Here is a 15016-nt window from a genome sequence, read left to right as displayed (position 1 = left end):
GGCGCTCAGCTCCCCGTCGGCCGGACGACCTGGGCCACCGTGCGCAGCAGGATGCAGACGTCCTGCCACAGCGACCAGGTGTCGATGTAGGTGTTGTCGTAGCGGCACCGGTCCTCGATCGAGGTGTCACCGCGCAGCCCGTGGATCTGGGCGAGTCCGGTGATCCCGGTCCGCATCCGGTGCCGGTCCGGATAGCCCGGGTACGCCTGGCTGAACCGGGCCACGAAATAGGGGCGTTCGGGCCGGGGCCCGACCAGGCTCATGTCGCCGCGGAAGACGTTCCACAGCTGCAGCAGCTCGTCCAGCGAGGTGCGGCGCAGGAAATGGCAGAAGCGGCTCATGTCCTGCTCGTTCGCCACGCTCCAACGGGTCGCCGCCTCGTGCGCGTTGGCGGGCCGGTGGGTGCGCAGCTTCAACATCGTGAACGGCCGCCCGTCCTTGCCGATCCGCTCCTGCCGGAACACCACCCCCGGCCCGTCCGTGACCCGCAGCAGCAGCGCGCACACCGCGAGCACCGGGCCGGCCAGCACCAGCAGCGCTCCCGAGAGCACCACGTCGAGCGCCCGCTTGCCCGCCCCGCCGCGCCGCCCGTCCCACGCCACCAGCAACCTGCGCGAGAACCCGGCCAGTTGCGCACCCCGGCCCCGCGCCCCGCCGAGACCGTACGCCGGTACGTCCGCGTCCAGCTCCCACACCGCGCACCCGTGGGCGGCGAGCCCCCGCAGCACGTCGGCCTGCTCCACCCGGGTGGCGGCCCCGACGACGAGCACCGTCCCGACACCGTTCTGGATGACCGCCCGGCGGGCCTGGAGAGCCGTGGTCAGCACCGGCAGGCCGGGCTCGTCGCCGGCGTCGCCGAGCACCTCCGGGTCGTCGGCGAGCAGTCCCACCGGCCTTACCCCGCAGTCCGGTTGGCGCAGCAGCGCCGCCGCGACCCGCCGGGCCGTGGCGACCGGGCCGACGACCAGGGCGGGCGAGGGCCGGCGCCGCAGAGCCCGGCGGCGGTGCCCGTGCACCACCGCGCGCCCCGCGCCGGCCACCGCGCAGTGCACGGCGACCGCGGCGGCCAGCACCGCCATCGGCAGCGACCTGAGCGGGGAGAGCGTGACGGCGAACGCCCAGCCCACGGCGACCCGCACGCACACGGCGGGCAGTTCGTCGAGTACGTCCGGGACGACGGAGGTGTCGTACAACGAGGCGCGCCGGTTCAGGGCGATCACGCCGAGGGCCAGCAGGACGAGGACCAGCGTGGACCGGTGCTGCGCGGGCAGGGCGAGGGCGGCGGACAGGGCGGCGCCACCGTCGACGGCCCACAGCAACGCCCCGGACGCCCGCCGCGGACGGCGAGGTCCCCGCGCGCCGGGGTTCCTCCGTCCGGCCGGGTTGCCGCGCGGGCCGAGAACGGAGACGGCGCCCTCGGGCACCCCGTGCTGCCCCGCGGGCGAGGCAACGGTGCTTTCCGCTGTCATGTGGTGATGCACTTCCTGCCCTCGCTAAGTCCGACGACCGGCGCGGCGGCGACGCCGAGCAGTTCGCGGTACAGGTCGGTCACTGCGTCCGTGACGTGCCGCAGGTCGTGGGCGTCGAGCATGTACGCGCGGCCCCGGGCGCCCAGCGACGCGCGCAGCGGCTCGTCCCGCAGCAGTGCCGTGAGCGCACCGGCCAGCGCGGCGGGGTCCTCCGGCGGCACCAGGCAGGACGGCGCGTGACCGGGGGGAAGGCTCTCGCGCGCCCCGTCCACGTCCGTGACGACGACCGGCCGGGCACACGCCATGGCCTCCAGCGGAGCGAGCGCCATGCCCTCCCAGCGGGACGGCAGCACCACGACGTCGGCGGCCCGGTACCAGGGGGCGGTGTCGGAGATGGCACCGGCGAACTCCACCGACGCGGGCGCACCGCTGCGCAGCCGCTCCCCGTCGGGACCGTCGCCGACCAGCACCAGGCGCGCGCCCGGCACCCGCCGCACCACCTCGGGCCAGGCCGCGAGGAGCACGTCCTGCCCCTTCTGACGGCACAGCCGGCCCACGCACACCACGAGCGGCCCCGCCCCGGAGCGCACGCCGCTCCCGTCCGGCCGGAACCTGCCGGTGTCCACACCGTTGGGCACCACCCGCCAGGCGGCGGCGATCCCGTGTCTCTCCCCGGTACGCCGCTCGGCCTCGCTCACGCAGACCACGCGCGTCGCCCATCGCGCCCCGAACCGCTCCCAGCCCAGCGCCAGCCGCCCGACGAGACCGTCGGCGGCCTCGAACGACCAGGCGTGCGGCTGGAACACCGTCGGCAGCCCGCCGCGCACCGCGAGCCGCACCGCGAGCCCCGCCTTCGCGCTGTGCGCGTGCACCAGGTCCGGCCGCACCTCGCGTACCAGCCGCCCCAACCGCCCTACCTCACGCGGGAGTCGGGGCCCAGGGCTGCGGGTGGCGTCCCAGCGGAGCACCGGGCAGCCGAGCGCGCGCAGGGCGCCCGTCAGCGCGCCGCCCTCGGGACAGGCCACCGTCACCCGCAGACCCGCGGCGAGCTGTGCCGCCGCCAGGTCGGTCACGACCCGTGCGACTCCGCCCTCGACGGGCTGGGCGACATGCAGGATGTGCGGCGCGGTGATGCGCATGACCGAGGCTGCCCTTTCGAGGAAAAGAGTCCGAACCGGCGACACGATGTGTGGCTCGCGTTCCCGACGTGAGATCCCGCGTCTGTTCGAGAGGGTCTGTGCTGCGACCGGCGTCCTGGATTCGGGGGGTGAGCGGCACCTGCCACGTTTTTATATTTATCTGCCAACCCGTCAGTCGGGTAGGAATGGCGGCGCTTTGCGAGCGGTTTCTCGCATGGATCACCCGTTCGGAGTCGGGCTACTGCTCCTGCCGACGGGTCTTTTCGTATGAGTTCCTGGAACTTGGCGGCGGCAGAGTTTCCACAGAGGGCCCGTGTCGTTAGCCCAGGAGAACCGAGACCGACTCACTCGACCGTCCCGCGGGATCAAATCCTGTGGCACGCAGGCGAGTTACGGAAGACGAGTTTCCAGGAAAGGGAACATGATGAAGAAGCTGAAGGCCGCCGCCGTCGTCGCGGGCTCCCTCGCCGTTGCCGGTGTCGCAGGTCCCGCCGCCGCGATCGACATGCCGGCGCAGGGCCTGGTCGACAACGGGAAGACGGTGGCCCGCAGCCTCCCCTCGGCCGCCAAGCTGCCGACGGGCTACGTGGGCAACAACGTCAAGCGCACGGCGGACGGTGTGAAGAAGGGCGTGAAGCGGTCGAGCGTGGTGAAGACCCCCGTCTTCGGCGGCACCCTGCCGAACCCCGTCGACGGCCAGCTGCTCGGTGGACTTCCGATCAACAAGTAGGCGACCAGGCAGGCGATTCGTTCCTCGACTTCGTCGCCCATCGGCTCGACGTTCAGGGCCGGCTCCGCATCGAGCGGGGCCGGCCCTTCGGCGTGCGCGGCGGCGGTTTCGCGGCTCGGCCGATGCACCCGTGGCCGTTCACCATATTGTCTCAGCCCGTTGGGCCGAACGAATGGTTCGGGGTGACCACGGGCGGAGTACGGCCGTTGGACCATGTGAGTGGGCGCTCTTTCCTCCTTGCCGGCGCTCTGGCCTCGGGCCCCGTCCGCGCTTTACGCGGACGGGGCCCGAGGCTTTTCCATGTGACCCGTCGAACGGTCATGGATCACGGCGGCACGGAAAAACGATGGCGGCCCGCCGGATATCCGGCGGGCCGCCATCGACGGGGTACCGCTCAGAACAGCAGGCCGCCGATGTACGGGGCGTTCTGCTGCTGGTTGACCGTGGCCGTGTCGCAGGCGGCGTAGTGCGAGTTCGGCGCGGCGACGCCACCGAGGACGGCACCGTTGGACCACGGGGCCAGGCAGCGGGCGTCGAGGACCGCGCCGTTGACGACGGCGATGCCCTGCTGCGGTTCGTTCACGACGACCGGGGCCGACGAGAAGCCGCTGCCGCCCTTGACGGTGGTGGTGTCACCGTCGGCGGCGGCGGTGCCGCCGGCCGCGAGGACGATGCCCGCGGCGATGGCGGAAATGGCCGTGACCTTGTTGCGCATGAGCTGAGCCTTTCCGGGCTGCGTGTGGGATTTACCTGCACCGAGTCGCTCGGAGCAGGAGTCAGAACAGCAGGCCGCCCTTGTACGCGGCGTTCTGCTGCTGGTTGACCGTGGCCGTGTTGCAGGCGGCGTAGTGCGAGTTCGGCGCGACGACACCGGCGAGGACGGCACCGTTCGACCACGGGGCGGCGCAGCGCAGGTCGACGACCGTGCCGTTGGCCACGAGGAGCCCCTGCTGGGGAGCGTTCACGACGACCGGGGACTGCGAGAAGCCGCTGCCGCCCTTGACGGTCGTGGTGTTGTTGTCCGCGGCGGCGGTGCCACCGGCCGCGAGGGCGATGCCGGCCGCCAGGGCGGAAATGGCCGTAACCTTCTTCAGCATGAGTTGCGCCTTTCCGGGCTGCGTTGGGGGAATAACCTGCTGGTAACCGCTCCGAGCAGGCGTCAGAACAGCAGGCCGCCGGCGTACGGGGCGTTCTGCTGCTGGTTGATCGTGGCCGTGTTGCACGCGGCGTAGTGCGAGTTCGGCGCGGGGACGCCACCGAGGACGGCACCGTTGGACCACGGGGCGAGGCAGCGAGCATCGACCAGGCTGCCGTTGAGGACCAGTACGCCCTGCTGGGGCTCGTTCACGACGACCGGCGCCGACGAGAAACCGCTGCCACCCTTGACGGTGGTGTGGTTGCCGTTGGTGCCGTTGTAACCACCGGCAGAGGCGATACCGGCGGAGCCGACGACGGTGCTGAGGGCGAGGGCCGTGATGACCGCGAACTTCTTGGGCAACTCGGTTCCTTCCTGAATTCACGGTTGCGCACGCTTACGAAAAGGAAACCCGTATATGCACGCATAAGTCACGGCGGGAACAATCAAACGGGGGCAGATTCCATCGGATGGCGCAATGTAACGTGCCGGTCGAAGGAACCGGCTTTAGCTTGATTCACGGAGTGGGTACCGGGCGCAGGGCCGGAGCCGAGTTTTTCGGAATCCGTGCCTTGTTGGCCCGAAAATCCCGGCCGGTGGGCCGGACGGAGTCGGTGGAACGGCCGCCGACGTGCCTCCGGCCCACCGGTCATGGGGCCGGTGGGCCGGAGTGGTGGTGCGTGGGTGCCGAGAACCGGATCAGAGTCTCAGAATTCCGGCGCCAGGGAGAGCCAGGGACTCGTAAACGGTTGCCGGGTCGTCACTTGGGGAGGAAGGTGCCGAGCCCGGCGGCGGTCGGCGCGTGCAGCGGGTGGACCTGGACCGAGCCGGTCCCGGCCGGGTTCTTCACCGGAATCGTGGGCCGCTTGGCGGCCTTCGGGTCCATTCCGTCCAGGTAAATGCCGGACGAACCGACCGAGCCGGGCTTCTTGTCAAAAGCACTGCCCTTCGTGACACCACCGTCGCGCGCCAACCGGGTGACGGCGTCGGCCGCCGGCACGATCGCCGGGCTCACCTTGGTCGGGGACACAAGACCCCCGAGAGAACTGGTGGAGGCGCCCGATCCCCCGGAGGCGGCCGACGCCGCGGCGGCGGAGCCACCCACAAGACCCGCACCGATGGCCAACGCCGCAGTGGTGAAAACTGCCTTCTTCATGATTCACCTCGCTTGAAAAGTACCTCTGATCCGACGGTTGGAGAACATAGCAGCCCAAGGGCCCTGCAAAAGCGGCGCGCTGCTCCATACGTGTGAATGTCACGGGGGTGAAGAATGGAATGCGCAGAGGCATTCGGATGGATGGACATCTGGTCGGCGAATCAATTGATCGTATGGTGCTCCCGGCGCGTTTCGAGCGTCTGCGCGAACCGAAGGGATAATGGGGCAGGTGGCCTACTCTCGCCGCCATGACCATCGACACCGCCACGTTCACTCCGACCTGGTCGGAGGAGTTCGACGCCCCGATCGCCTGGGGTGCCAAGTGGGTCGGCGACCGATCGAGCGCCTATCGCCACTGCGATCACAACCCGGACGACAACAAGCTCGACTGGCTGAGCCCGAGCTGTGTGACCGTCTCGGGCGGCACGGCCACCTTCACCGCCACACCGGCCGACCGCATCCTGGAGAACGGTCTGCGGGCCTGGCACACCGGGCTGCTCACCACCGAGTACTCCGAGGAGGGCTTCCGGGTCCGCACCGGCGACTACGTCGAGACCCGCGTCCAGCTCCCCTCCCGGGTCGGAGCCTGGCCGGCGCTGTGGACCTGGAAGGACGGCCGCAACGAGGTCGACTGCTTCGAGTACCACCCGGACAACCCGAACCTGCTGGAGCTGTCCAACCACGTCAACTGCTCCTCGGCGTACCACACCGACCCCGGCGCGATCGCCCCCGGCCGCTGGGTGACCGTCGGCACCCGCTACGGCGCGCGCTGCGTCGAGTGGTACGTCAACGGCGACCGGGTCTTCCGTGACGGCACCGGTGTCGGTGACGACTGGTCGGCGTATCTGATCCTGAACCTGTCCGTGTGCGCCGGGCAGTACCACCCGGCCCCCAACGGCCCGGCGCCGATCACCTTCGCCGTCGACCACGTGCGTGTCTATCGCGGGGCCCCGCGGTGGTGACCCCCGCGCCCGGCTCCGGCGCCACCTCCGCCGGGCCGCGGTCCGTGGGCGCCGGCCGCGCCTTCGCCGTGCTGCTGGTGATCACCGGGGCGGCCGGGCTGCTGGCCTCGTGGGTCATCACGCTGGACAAGTTCAAGCTGCTTCAGGACCCGGACTTCACCCCGGGCTGCAGCCTGAACCCCGTGCTGTCCTGCGGGAGTGTGATGGAGAGCGACCAGGCCTCGGCGTTCGGGTTCCCCAACCCGATGCTGGGGCTGGTGACCTACGGCATCGTGGTCTGCGCAGGCATGGGTCTGCTGGCCGGGGCGGCGTTCCCACGGTGGTACTGGCTCACCTTCGAGGCCGGATGCGTCTTCGGGATCGGGTTCGTCTCCTGGCTGCAGTTCGAGTCCCTGTACCGGATCAACGCCCTGTGCCTGTGGTGCTGCCTGGCCTGGCTCGCGACGATCGTGCTGTTCTGGTACCTGACGTCGTTCGTCGTGCGGACCGGCTTCGTGCCCGCGCCGGAGCCGGTGCGGACCTTCTTCGCGGAGTTCACCTGGCTCCTGGTGCTGCTGCACATCGGGATCGTCGGGATGCTGATCCTGACCCGTTGGTGGGACTTCTGGACGAGCTGACCACGCGGGATCGACGGACGACACCTCCGTATGGGCGCCTCGGTGGTGACCCCGAGCGGGCGTGAACGGTTACTCGTACGAACAGCCGAACCGTACGAGGAGTGAGCGATGGCCGTCAGCGCAGACGGGATCCCGGTGGGTGCGGTCCACAAGGCGGGCACGCCGGTGGGCGGTGAGCCCAGGCGGCGGACACGGCGGGAGATGGCGCGGCTGCTGCTCGCCTCGTCCGCCGTGGCGCTCACACCGGTGCTGGCCGCCTCCCGGCCCTCACGGTCCGCGGACGGGCGGCGGGAGACCGACATGCCCTTCGACGAGACCTACCGCGGCCGTCACATCCAGGGCGCCCCGCTTCCCCTGGAAGGGCTCAGCGCCCTCGGCGCCCCGTGGCGCGTCACCGTCGACGGCAACCCGCTGCACCTGATGCGCCGTGCCGACGGCAGCTGGCTGAGCATGCTCGACCACTACAGCTGGTACCGGACGCCGCTGGAGGCGACCCGCGCCGCCGTCGACGAACTCGGTCCGAGCCGGCGACTGCGGGACCTCGCCCCGGGGCCGTTCGGCGGCGGACACCGGCACGGGGAGGCAGCTCATGGTGTACGTGCGTAAGAACGTGACCAGGCTGACGGCCACCGAACGGCGACGGTTCGTCGAGGCGTTGCTGGAGGTCAAACGGCGGGGCGAGTACGACGAGTTCGTACGGCTGCACATCGCGTACTTCGTCGGGGACGGCGACCGCGGTCTGCGGGCCGCCCATATGGCTCCCTCCTTCCTGCCCTGGCACCGGCAGTTCCTGCTGGATCTGGAGAGCGCCCTGCGCAGCGTCGACGACTCGGTGACGATTCCGTACTGGGACTGGACCCGCGACCGTTCCACCACGTCGACGCCGTGGACCGACGACCTGCTCGGCGGCAACGGGCGGCGCGGGGACCGGCAGGTGACGACCGGGCCGTTCGCCTTCGCCACGGGCAGATGGACCATCAGGGCGGGCATCACCGACGGCCGGTTCCTCACCCGTGACCTGGGCCGTTCCCGCAATCCGATCGACCTGCCCACCAAGGCCGATCTCGAATGGGCGCTGAAGGACCCCGTGTACGACGTGTCCCCGTGGGACTCGACGGTCTCCAGGGGCTTCCGCAACAAGATGGAGGGATGGGGCCGCGGCCGGAACCCGTGGCGCAACCACAACCGGGTGCACCGCTGGGTCGGGGGACACATGCTGGGCGGCGCGTCCGTCAACGACCCCGTCTTCTGGCTGCACCACGCCTTCGTGGACATGCAGTGGTCGCGCTGGCAGCGGCGCCACCGCAAGCACCGCTACCTGCCGGCCCGGCCGCCCGGCCGGGACGGCGACCGGTACCGCAGGATCGTCGCCCGGCACGAACGGCTGCCGCCGTGGGACCTGACGCCGGACGACCTGGAAGACGTGTCCGCCATCTATCGGTACGCCTGAGACCGCCCGCCCCGCGGCGGCCCGCGAAGGCGTCCGCGGAAAAATGGCTCAGCTCCACGAGGTGGCGTCCACTAGCCTCCCGGCATGGCAACCGATCCCACGGAACAACTCGTCCGGCTCTTCGCCGAGGAGAGCAGGGTGCGCGCCTTCGCCGCCGTGGCGCTGGGCGCGGGCAGCGCCGACGAGGTCGCCCGGAGGGCGGGACTGTCCTCGAAGGAGACGGCCGTGGCACTGCGCCGACTGAGGGAGCGGGGCGCGGTGACGGCCGGGGACGACGGCGAGCTGACCGTGGCGTACGGCTTGTTCAAGGAGCACGCGCGGACAGCGGCGCGGCGCGAGCAGGACTCCGCCGCCGAGAGCCGGGCGTCCGGGGACGAGCGGGCCGACACCGTGCTGCGGACCTTCGTCCGGGACGGGCGGCTGGTACGGCTTCCCGCGCGGTGGACCCGTAAGAAGCTGGTGCTGCGTCACATCGCCGAGCGGACCTTCGAGCCGGGCGTCGAGTACCCGGAGCGGACCGTCGACGACAAGCTGCGCGCCTGGTGCGAGGAGAGCGGCGACATCGACCATGTGACGCTCCGGCGCTATCTGGTCGACCTGCACCATCTGCGCCGGAGCGAGGGCATCTACCGGCGGCCGGTCGAGGTCGCACACCCCGAGGGCGCGGACACCGCCTGACCCGCCGGCCCTCGGTCAGGGCAGTCGCCGTACCGGTGAACCCGCCAGGTACGCCTGGATGTTCTCGACCGCCTGGCCGTAGTAGGTCGCGTAGTTGGCCCGCGAGACGTAACCCAGGTGAGGGGTGGCGAGCAGGCGGGGGGCCGTGCGCATCGGGTGGTCGGCGGGGAGGGGCTCGACGTCGAAGACGTCGACGGCCGCGCCCGCGATGCGGCCCTCGCGCAGAACGGCCAGCAGGGCGTCCTGGTCGACGATCGCCGAACGTGAGGTGTTGACCAGGTAGGCGGTCGGCTTGAGGAGGGCCAGTTCGGGCGCGCCCAGCAGGCCGCGGGTGCGGTCGCTCAGGGCGAGGTGGACGGAGACGAAGTCGCTGTCGGCGAGCAACTCCTCCTTGGACCCGGCCAGATGGACACCGACCTCGTCGGTGTACTCCTTGGTGAGGTTCTGGCTCCAGGCGCTGACGTGCATGCCGAAGGCGAGGCCGACATGTGCGACCCGGCTGCCGATCCTGCCCAGGCCCAGCAGGCCGAGGCGGCGACCGTGCAGATCGGCGCCGACCGTGCTCTGCCACGGACCGCCGCCGCGCAGGGCGTCGTTCTCCTGGACGATGCCCCGGGCGAGGCCGAGCAGCAGGGCCCAGGTGAGTTCGACGGGCGGAGTGGAGGAGCTGGCCGTGCCGCAGACGGTGACGCCGTGCGCCTCGGCGGCGGCGTAGTCGATGACCGAGTTGCGCATGCCGGAGGCGATCAGCAGCTTCAGCCGGGGGAGACGGCCGATCAGGGAGCCGGGGAAAGGGACGCGTTCTCGCAGGGTGACCACGATGTCGAAGTCGGCGAGTGCCGCGGCCAGGGCGTCCTCGTCGGGCAGGTGGGTGGTGAACGGGACGACCTCCACGTCGTCCGCGAGCGGTGACCAGTCGGCGACCTCGGTCGCCGCGTTCTGGAAGTCGTCGAGCACAGCACAGCGCAACCGCACGGGGGTTCCTTTCCAGGGCCGGGTTCCAGCGACTGTACGGGCCGCCGCCATCGGCGCCGGGACGCGCGTACGGCTGTGCGGCCGGCCGCCGCGGGCGGTGTTCCGCACCCCCCGTGCGCTCACCGGGTTGTCTCCGCCGTACTTTTCCCGTACGTACTCCTCCTTCGACACACGGGAACGTCGTGGACACGAAACGGGCACTGACCAACAAGATCGCACTCGTCACCGGGGCCGGCCGTGGGATAGGCAGAGCCATCGCGGGACGGCTCGCCGAGGACGGGGCCGTCGTCGGCGTCCACTACGGTCACAGTGAGGCCGCCGCCGTGGAGGTCGTCGCGGGGATACGCAGGAACGGCGGGCGCGCGTTTCCCGTCGGAGCCGAGCTCGGCGTGGCCGGCGACGCCGCGGCCGTCTTCGAGGCCTTCGACGCCGGGGTGCGGGAGGAGGGGGTGGCGGACGACGCGGGCTCGCTCGACATCCTGGTGAACAACGCCGGGGTGAGCGGCTCCGGTCCGGTCGGTGAGGCGGTACCCGAGGTCTTCGACCGGATGATCGCCGTCAACGCCAAGGCACCGTTCTTCCTGGTGCAGAGCGCACTGCCGCGGATGCGCGACGGCGGCCGCATCGTCAACGTCTCCTCGCTCGCCTCCCGGCGGGCGTTCCCCGAGTCCGTCGGGTACGCCATGTCCAAGGGCGCCCTGGACTCGATGACCCTGTGTCTGGCCAAGGAACTCGGCGGACGCGGCATCACCGTCAACGCGGTCGGGCCCGGGTTCATCGAGACCGACATGAACGCCCGGCGCAGGACGACGCCGCAGGCGTGTGCCGCGCTGGCCGCGCGGTCCGTCTTCGGCCGGATCGGCAAGCCCTCCGACGTGGCCGACGTGGTGGCGTTCCTCGTCTCCGACGACGCGCGGTGGATCACCGGTCAGTGCATCGACGTCAGCGGGGGCACGGATCTGTGACAGGGGGAGTGCGGGCGGCGGAGCCGACGTCACGCCTCGTCAGAGCCAGCCCAGGCGTGCGGCTTCCACGCCGGCCTGGAAACGGCTCTGGGCGTTGAGCCTCTTGAGCAGGTCGGCCATGAGCCGGCGGACCGTGCGGATGGAGACACCCAGCTTGCGGGCCACGCCCTCGTCGGTGAGGCCGTCCTCCAGCATCTTCAAAAGCGCCAGGTCGCGCTCGCTGGGCCCTTCGCAGTCGGGCGCCGGAACGTCGCCGAGCGGTGCGGCGCGCTCCCACACGAGGTCGAAGAGCTGGTTGAGCGCCGCGATCACGCTGGAGAGGTGGATGACGAACGCCCCGTCCCGGCTGGCATCCTGGTTCACCGGGAGAACCGCGACGGAGCGGTCGCACAGGATCAGGCGCATCGGCAGCGAGGGCGCGGTCCGCGCCTGGCCTCCGCGGGCCGTGAACCAGGTGGCGTACTCCACCGTGGCGTGGTCGTTGCGCACGCTGTCCAGGTAGACCGTCTGCATGCGCACGCCACGGGCGAGCGTGTCCTCGTCCAAGGGGCGAGCCGCCTGCAGCGCGCCGGGGCTCATCGCGCCGCCGGGCATGAAGGCGCGAACCTCGCCGGTGGCGCTCTGCGCGAGTTCCTGCAGGCGGACGCGGACGCCGTCCAGGCCCTCAAGACGTTCCAGGCCCTGGGTCCCCGCGTGGATCCGCAGCGAGGTGTACTCGGCGGTCAGCGCGGCCACCGTCGCCCGGTCACGGGCGAGCTTCGCGCGCTGCTCGTCGAGTTCGGCCTCCATGCGCTCCAGAAGGGGCTTGAGTTCGACATCCGGGTTGGCCGTGACGAAGTGTTCGTCGCCGGAGCCGGGGCGCAGCAGGGACAGTTGGGCGAGCCGGTCCAGTGCCGAGCGGACCTCGTCCTCCGCTAGGCCCAGATGCTGTTGTATCGCGTGTATGTCCCAGTCGGGGTGCAGGAGTAGCGCCCGATAGACGTCCTGGTCCTGAGCGGCCAGCCCGACACTTTCCAGCATGACGGTCATCCCCCCGTTTGCCGCGGCGGGCATCCGGCCGCGGTCCTGCGGCATCATACTGACAGGAATGTTCGGATCAACAGAACGTATTCGGCTCCTGCGGCACGGGTGACGACGGACCGCCGTCCCTGGCCCACGACGGAGGCCGGCCGCCCCGGGCCGCGGACGCCCGCGGGGTTGTAACGGTCCAGTGGCAGCTCCATGTCATGTCCGCTAGTGGTCTCGTGACCCGACGCTCCAAGAGTCCGCAGGTGCGTATGTTCTCCTCATGTATGCCATCAAGGTGGTCCTTCAGCCGGAGCGCGGGGCCTCACAGACTGCCCAGCAGCTGTGTGACCTCGCGTACGAACGGATCCGGCGCGAAGCACAACCGGGCGTGGAACACGTAAGCCTCGTTCCGGACCCGCCCCTGGTGATGGCCATGACCTTCGTGATGGCCGCAAGCGTGGCCCAGGCAGAGCAACTGGCCGCCACCGCCTGGGCGGAATGGCACCGTCGCGGTTGCCTCCACGGCTGGAGGTCGACCTCCTGTACGGCGGATCTGGCGCTGGGCGTGTGGGCGGCCCAAGCGCCTTTTCTGTCCGACGGCGGTGTGTTCGGAGCCGATTGAGCGGCTCACCCCTGAACTCCCGTCCGAACGCGCCAGGTTGTGGCGGAGCCCGGGGCGAGCGGCGCTTATCTGCCACGCCGTCCGCTGCTCCTGGGGGGCGATCCGGCCGTGTCGGCGGACTGTCCGCTCCGCGAGACGGGGGCGCTGGGTGTCCAGCTGGACCCGCCGACTCCTTCCTCCCCGCGCTGAGCAGGGAATTCACCGTCCCTTGCCGATCCGGCGGCGATGGCAGCTGTAGGTCATGTCCTCCTGCTGCCAACCGGGAGCGCTGACACGGCACCTTCACACGGGTCAGGATCTAGCCAGTCGAACCGGAAGAAACTTTCGCCGAGAAGACGGATGTCCGGAATGACGCAATCCCCTTCCTGAGATTTCGCGCACCCATCCGCGCTGCTCCGGCGCGCCCGAAAACAGTGAGGTCGAATGAGCCGTTGTGTCAAGCAAGCCCTGCGGGTGACGGTCCTTTCCGCGCTTTTCACGCTTCCCGCGATAACCGCCGCGCAGGCGTCCGAGGCCCCTGCCTCCGTGACCGTCCAGACGGAGACCGCGCAGGTCACCGGCGTGTCGGCGCCGCAGGACAACTGGGCGTGGGACTGATTCGGCGGACCCGCCGGATCCGTTTCCGCACAATCGGCCGACGTGCTGCCCATCGAGAAAAGAACCCAGGTAAAGAGTGAGGCGTAATGTCGAATCCGCTCGACGACCCCAATGGCCGCTTCTTCGTGGTGATGAACGCCGAAGGCCAGTATTCGCTGTGGCCCGAGTTCGCTGAGGTGCCGGCCGGCTGGACGGTCCGCCACGGTGTGGCCGACCGTTCCTCCTGCATTGATTTCATCAATGTGAACTGGACGGATATGCGACCGCTCAGTCTCGTGTCTCACCTGGCGAGTACCGCGTCGTCCGAAAAGGAATCCGGCCGATGAGCGCCGCGGGCCCCGTCGGCCAACTCGTCTCGCAGGAGCTCCACCCGGCCGGTGTCCGGGGAAGAGAGGCCGAACTCGCCCCTCGGCTCGACTACTGGCGGCGGACGCTGCGGGGGGCACCCGCCGTCACCGACCTTCCGATCGACTGGCCCCTGGCCGCGGTGCAGAGCTTCCATGGAGCGCTGCACCGGTTCGTGCTGCCCTCGGGGGTCCGGCCGGCGGCGACCCGGCCCTCGCACCCGGCGCCCCCGTCGGGGAACTCCGGCTGGGCGGCGCATGCTTCGCCGGGGGTTCCCGGAACCGGCCGGACCTGACAGCGCGGCGGTTTCATGTCCGGCGACGTCGGCCGACTGCACATGAGCGTCGACGCACTGATCACCGACGCGTGGGCGTACAACCTGCTGATGCGCGAGCCCACGCACCTGTACGGCGACCCCGACGCCGCGCTCCCCGAGCTCGAACTGCCCTTCCGTGACTACGTACCGGCCGAGCACGGCCTGGAGTCGACCGAGCGCTTTTTGCAGCGCCGAGCGCTACTGGCAGGAACGGATACCGGAGCCGGCCCTCGCCCCCGAGCTGCCGCCGGCCCGCGACCCGCGCACCATCGAGTCCCCGCGTTTCGCCCGCACCGCCGGAGAGCTGCCGCGCGTGCAGTGGACGGCACTGAGGGCGGCGGCCGCACGACGCGGCATCACGCCGGAGCATTCCGCGGCCGTCCTGCGCATCCTCGCCGCGGAGCTGTGTATCCGCCGATCGACGCCCAGCTGCCCGCCGAGCGGATCCGTTTCCTGCTCGAACGCGGCCGGGCGCGTGCCGTTCTCACCCAGCCTCGTATCGCGGCGGCGGACTAGGGCCGGTTCGCCGGTGTGCGCACGGCGCCGACCGTGGACGAGCCGCCGTACGACCCCGCGGCGGCGGCCCGGCCGCTGCCGCGGAGCGCCACCACGCCGAGGGACCTCGCGTACGTCATCGTCACGTCGGGCTCCAGCGGCTGTCGGGCGCCTTCGTGGTGCTGCCCGGCGGGTGCGGCACCCTCGACGAGCTGATGGAGGTGGCCACCTGGAACCAGCTGGGCCACCACGACAAGCCGATCGCCCTCGTCCATGTCGTCCCGGACCCGGGTGCGGTTCTCGACGCGATCGGGGTGCCGAGCCCGACCGAAGTAGCTGCCGTCGTATGGCGAGATC

20 protein-coding genes are annotated in these 15016 nt (G+C 70.8%); 12 read left to right on the top strand and 8 right to left on the bottom strand.

Features of this window, described 5'->3' with window-relative positions; translation table 11 throughout:
- Window positions 1-5: 5 nt before the first annotated feature.
- Window positions 6-1469, bottom strand: a complete 1464-nt coding sequence (locus tag ACFYNL_RS10330) for an exopolysaccharide biosynthesis polyprenyl glycosylphosphotransferase (RefSeq protein ID WP_388799681.1) — start codon at window positions 1467-1469, stop codon at window positions 6-8.
- Window positions 1466-2608 (bottom strand): glycosyltransferase, encoded by a 1143-nt coding sequence (locus ACFYNL_RS10325; protein WP_388799677.1) that lies wholly within the window; start codon window positions 2606-2608, stop codon window positions 1466-1468. Before ACFYNL_RS10325 ends, ACFYNL_RS10330 begins: the two co-directional genes overlap by 4 nt.
- 424 nt (window positions 2609-3032) lie before the next feature.
- Here ACFYNL_RS10325 and ACFYNL_RS10320 point away from each other — a divergent pair, with 424 nt between their 5' ends.
- Complete coding sequence (locus ACFYNL_RS10320) at window positions 3033-3338, top strand: hypothetical protein (RefSeq protein ID WP_388800598.1); 306 nt, start codon at window positions 3033-3035, stop codon at window positions 3336-3338.
- Between the two features lie 394 nt (window positions 3339-3732).
- Here ACFYNL_RS10320 and ACFYNL_RS10315 read toward each other — a convergent pair whose 3' ends face one another.
- The 4 genes from ACFYNL_RS10315 to ACFYNL_RS10300 all read right to left on the bottom strand — a co-directional run bounded on the left by ACFYNL_RS10315 (window position 3733) and on the right by ACFYNL_RS10300 (window position 5629).
- Window positions 3733-4053, bottom strand: coding sequence for a hypothetical protein (locus tag ACFYNL_RS10315; RefSeq protein ID WP_388799674.1), 321 nt, complete (start codon window positions 4051-4053; stop codon window positions 3733-3735).
- A 61-nt stretch (window positions 4054-4114) separates the two neighbouring features.
- Window positions 4115-4435 (bottom strand): hypothetical protein, encoded by a 321-nt coding sequence (locus tag ACFYNL_RS10310; protein ID WP_388799670.1) that lies wholly within the window; start codon window positions 4433-4435, stop codon window positions 4115-4117.
- A gap of 62 nt (window positions 4436-4497) precedes the next feature.
- Window positions 4498-4836 (bottom strand): hypothetical protein, encoded by a 339-nt coding sequence (locus ACFYNL_RS10305; RefSeq protein WP_388799667.1) that lies wholly within the window; start codon window positions 4834-4836, stop codon window positions 4498-4500.
- 397 nt (window positions 4837-5233) lie between these two features.
- Window positions 5234-5629 carry a hypothetical protein gene (locus ACFYNL_RS10300; RefSeq protein WP_388799664.1) on the bottom strand — a complete coding sequence of 132 codons (396 nt, stop codon included), beginning with the start codon at window positions 5627-5629 and terminating at the stop codon, window positions 5234-5236.
- A 248-nt stretch (window positions 5630-5877) separates the two neighbouring features.
- On the opposite strand from ACFYNL_RS10300, the gene ACFYNL_RS10295 reads away from it, so the two are divergent.
- From ACFYNL_RS10295 to ACFYNL_RS10275, 5 genes are all read left to right on the top strand, one after another.
- Complete coding sequence (locus tag ACFYNL_RS10295) at window positions 5878-6591, top strand: beta-glucanase (protein WP_388799661.1); 714 nt, start codon at window positions 5878-5880, stop codon at window positions 6589-6591.
- On the top strand, window positions 6588-7208 hold the full coding sequence (locus tag ACFYNL_RS10290; RefSeq protein ID WP_388800595.1) for a vitamin K epoxide reductase family protein: 621 nt from the start codon (window positions 6588-6590) through the stop codon (window positions 7206-7208). The genes ACFYNL_RS10295 and ACFYNL_RS10290 overlap by 4 nt, the downstream gene beginning before the upstream one ends.
- Before the next feature lie 108 nt (window positions 7209-7316).
- Window positions 7317-7814, top strand: a complete 498-nt coding sequence (locus tag ACFYNL_RS10285) for a tyrosinase family oxidase copper chaperone (protein WP_388799658.1) — start codon at window positions 7317-7319, stop codon at window positions 7812-7814.
- Entirely contained in the window at window positions 7798-8658 is an 861-nt protein-coding gene (locus ACFYNL_RS10280; RefSeq protein WP_388799655.1) for a tyrosinase family protein, read from the top strand. The genes ACFYNL_RS10285 and ACFYNL_RS10280 overlap by 17 nt, the downstream gene beginning before the upstream one ends.
- Window positions 8659-8742: 84 nt before the next feature.
- Entirely contained in the window at window positions 8743-9336 is a 594-nt protein-coding gene (locus ACFYNL_RS10275) for a DUF2087 domain-containing protein (protein ID WP_388799651.1), read from the top strand.
- Window positions 9337-9351: 15 nt separating this feature from the next.
- Here ACFYNL_RS10275 and ACFYNL_RS10270 read toward each other — a convergent pair whose 3' ends face one another.
- Window positions 9352-10311 carry a D-2-hydroxyacid dehydrogenase family protein gene (locus ACFYNL_RS10270; protein WP_388799648.1) on the bottom strand — a complete coding sequence of 320 codons (960 nt, stop codon included), beginning with the start codon at window positions 10309-10311 and terminating at the stop codon, window positions 9352-9354.
- A gap of 182 nt (window positions 10312-10493) precedes the next feature.
- Between ACFYNL_RS10270 and ACFYNL_RS10265 the strand changes: the two genes are divergently transcribed.
- The gene (locus tag ACFYNL_RS10265) at window positions 10494-11276 is read left to right on the top strand and encodes an SDR family NAD(P)-dependent oxidoreductase (RefSeq protein WP_388799645.1); all 783 of its coding nucleotides are present in this window, start codon (window positions 10494-10496) and stop codon (window positions 11274-11276) included.
- Between the two features lie 39 nt (window positions 11277-11315).
- On the opposite strand, the gene ACFYNL_RS10260 is transcribed toward ACFYNL_RS10265, so the two are convergent.
- Window positions 11316-12296 (bottom strand): LuxR C-terminal-related transcriptional regulator, encoded by a 981-nt coding sequence (locus ACFYNL_RS10260; protein WP_388799642.1) that lies wholly within the window; start codon window positions 12294-12296, stop codon window positions 11316-11318.
- A 268-nt stretch (window positions 12297-12564) separates the two neighbouring features.
- On the opposite strand from ACFYNL_RS10260, the gene ACFYNL_RS10255 reads away from it, so the two are divergent.
- From ACFYNL_RS10255 to ACFYNL_RS10235, 5 genes are all read left to right on the top strand, one after another.
- Window positions 12565-12906, top strand: a complete 342-nt coding sequence (locus ACFYNL_RS10255) for a hypothetical protein (protein ID WP_388799640.1) — start codon at window positions 12565-12567, stop codon at window positions 12904-12906.
- Between the two features lie 423 nt (window positions 12907-13329).
- On the top strand, window positions 13330-13503 hold the full coding sequence (locus tag ACFYNL_RS10250; protein WP_388799637.1) for a hypothetical protein: 174 nt from the start codon (window positions 13330-13332) through the stop codon (window positions 13501-13503).
- Window positions 13504-13589: 86 nt separating this feature from the next.
- The gene (locus tag ACFYNL_RS10245; protein WP_388799634.1) at window positions 13590-13829 is read left to right on the top strand and encodes an MbtH family protein; all 240 of its coding nucleotides are present in this window, start codon (window positions 13590-13592) and stop codon (window positions 13827-13829) included.
- Window positions 13826-14143: a hypothetical protein gene (locus tag ACFYNL_RS10240; RefSeq protein ID WP_388799631.1), complete on the top strand. Its 318-nt coding sequence runs from the start codon at window positions 13826-13828 to the stop codon at window positions 14141-14143. The genes ACFYNL_RS10245 and ACFYNL_RS10240 overlap by 4 nt, the downstream gene beginning before the upstream one ends.
- A gap of 15 nt (window positions 14144-14158) precedes the next feature.
- Window positions 14159-14680 carry a hypothetical protein gene (locus ACFYNL_RS10235; RefSeq protein ID WP_388799628.1) on the top strand — a complete coding sequence of 174 codons (522 nt, stop codon included), beginning with the start codon at window positions 14159-14161 and terminating at the stop codon, window positions 14678-14680.
- The last annotated feature ends 336 nt before the right edge of the window (window positions 14681-15016 follow it).

This window comes from Streptomyces sp. NPDC007808 (assembly GCF_042868655.1).
In the GTDB taxonomy this organism is placed as follows: domain Bacteria; phylum Actinomycetota; class Actinomycetes; order Streptomycetales; family Streptomycetaceae; genus Streptomyces.
This window is presented reverse-complemented; position numbering and strand designations above follow the sequence as displayed.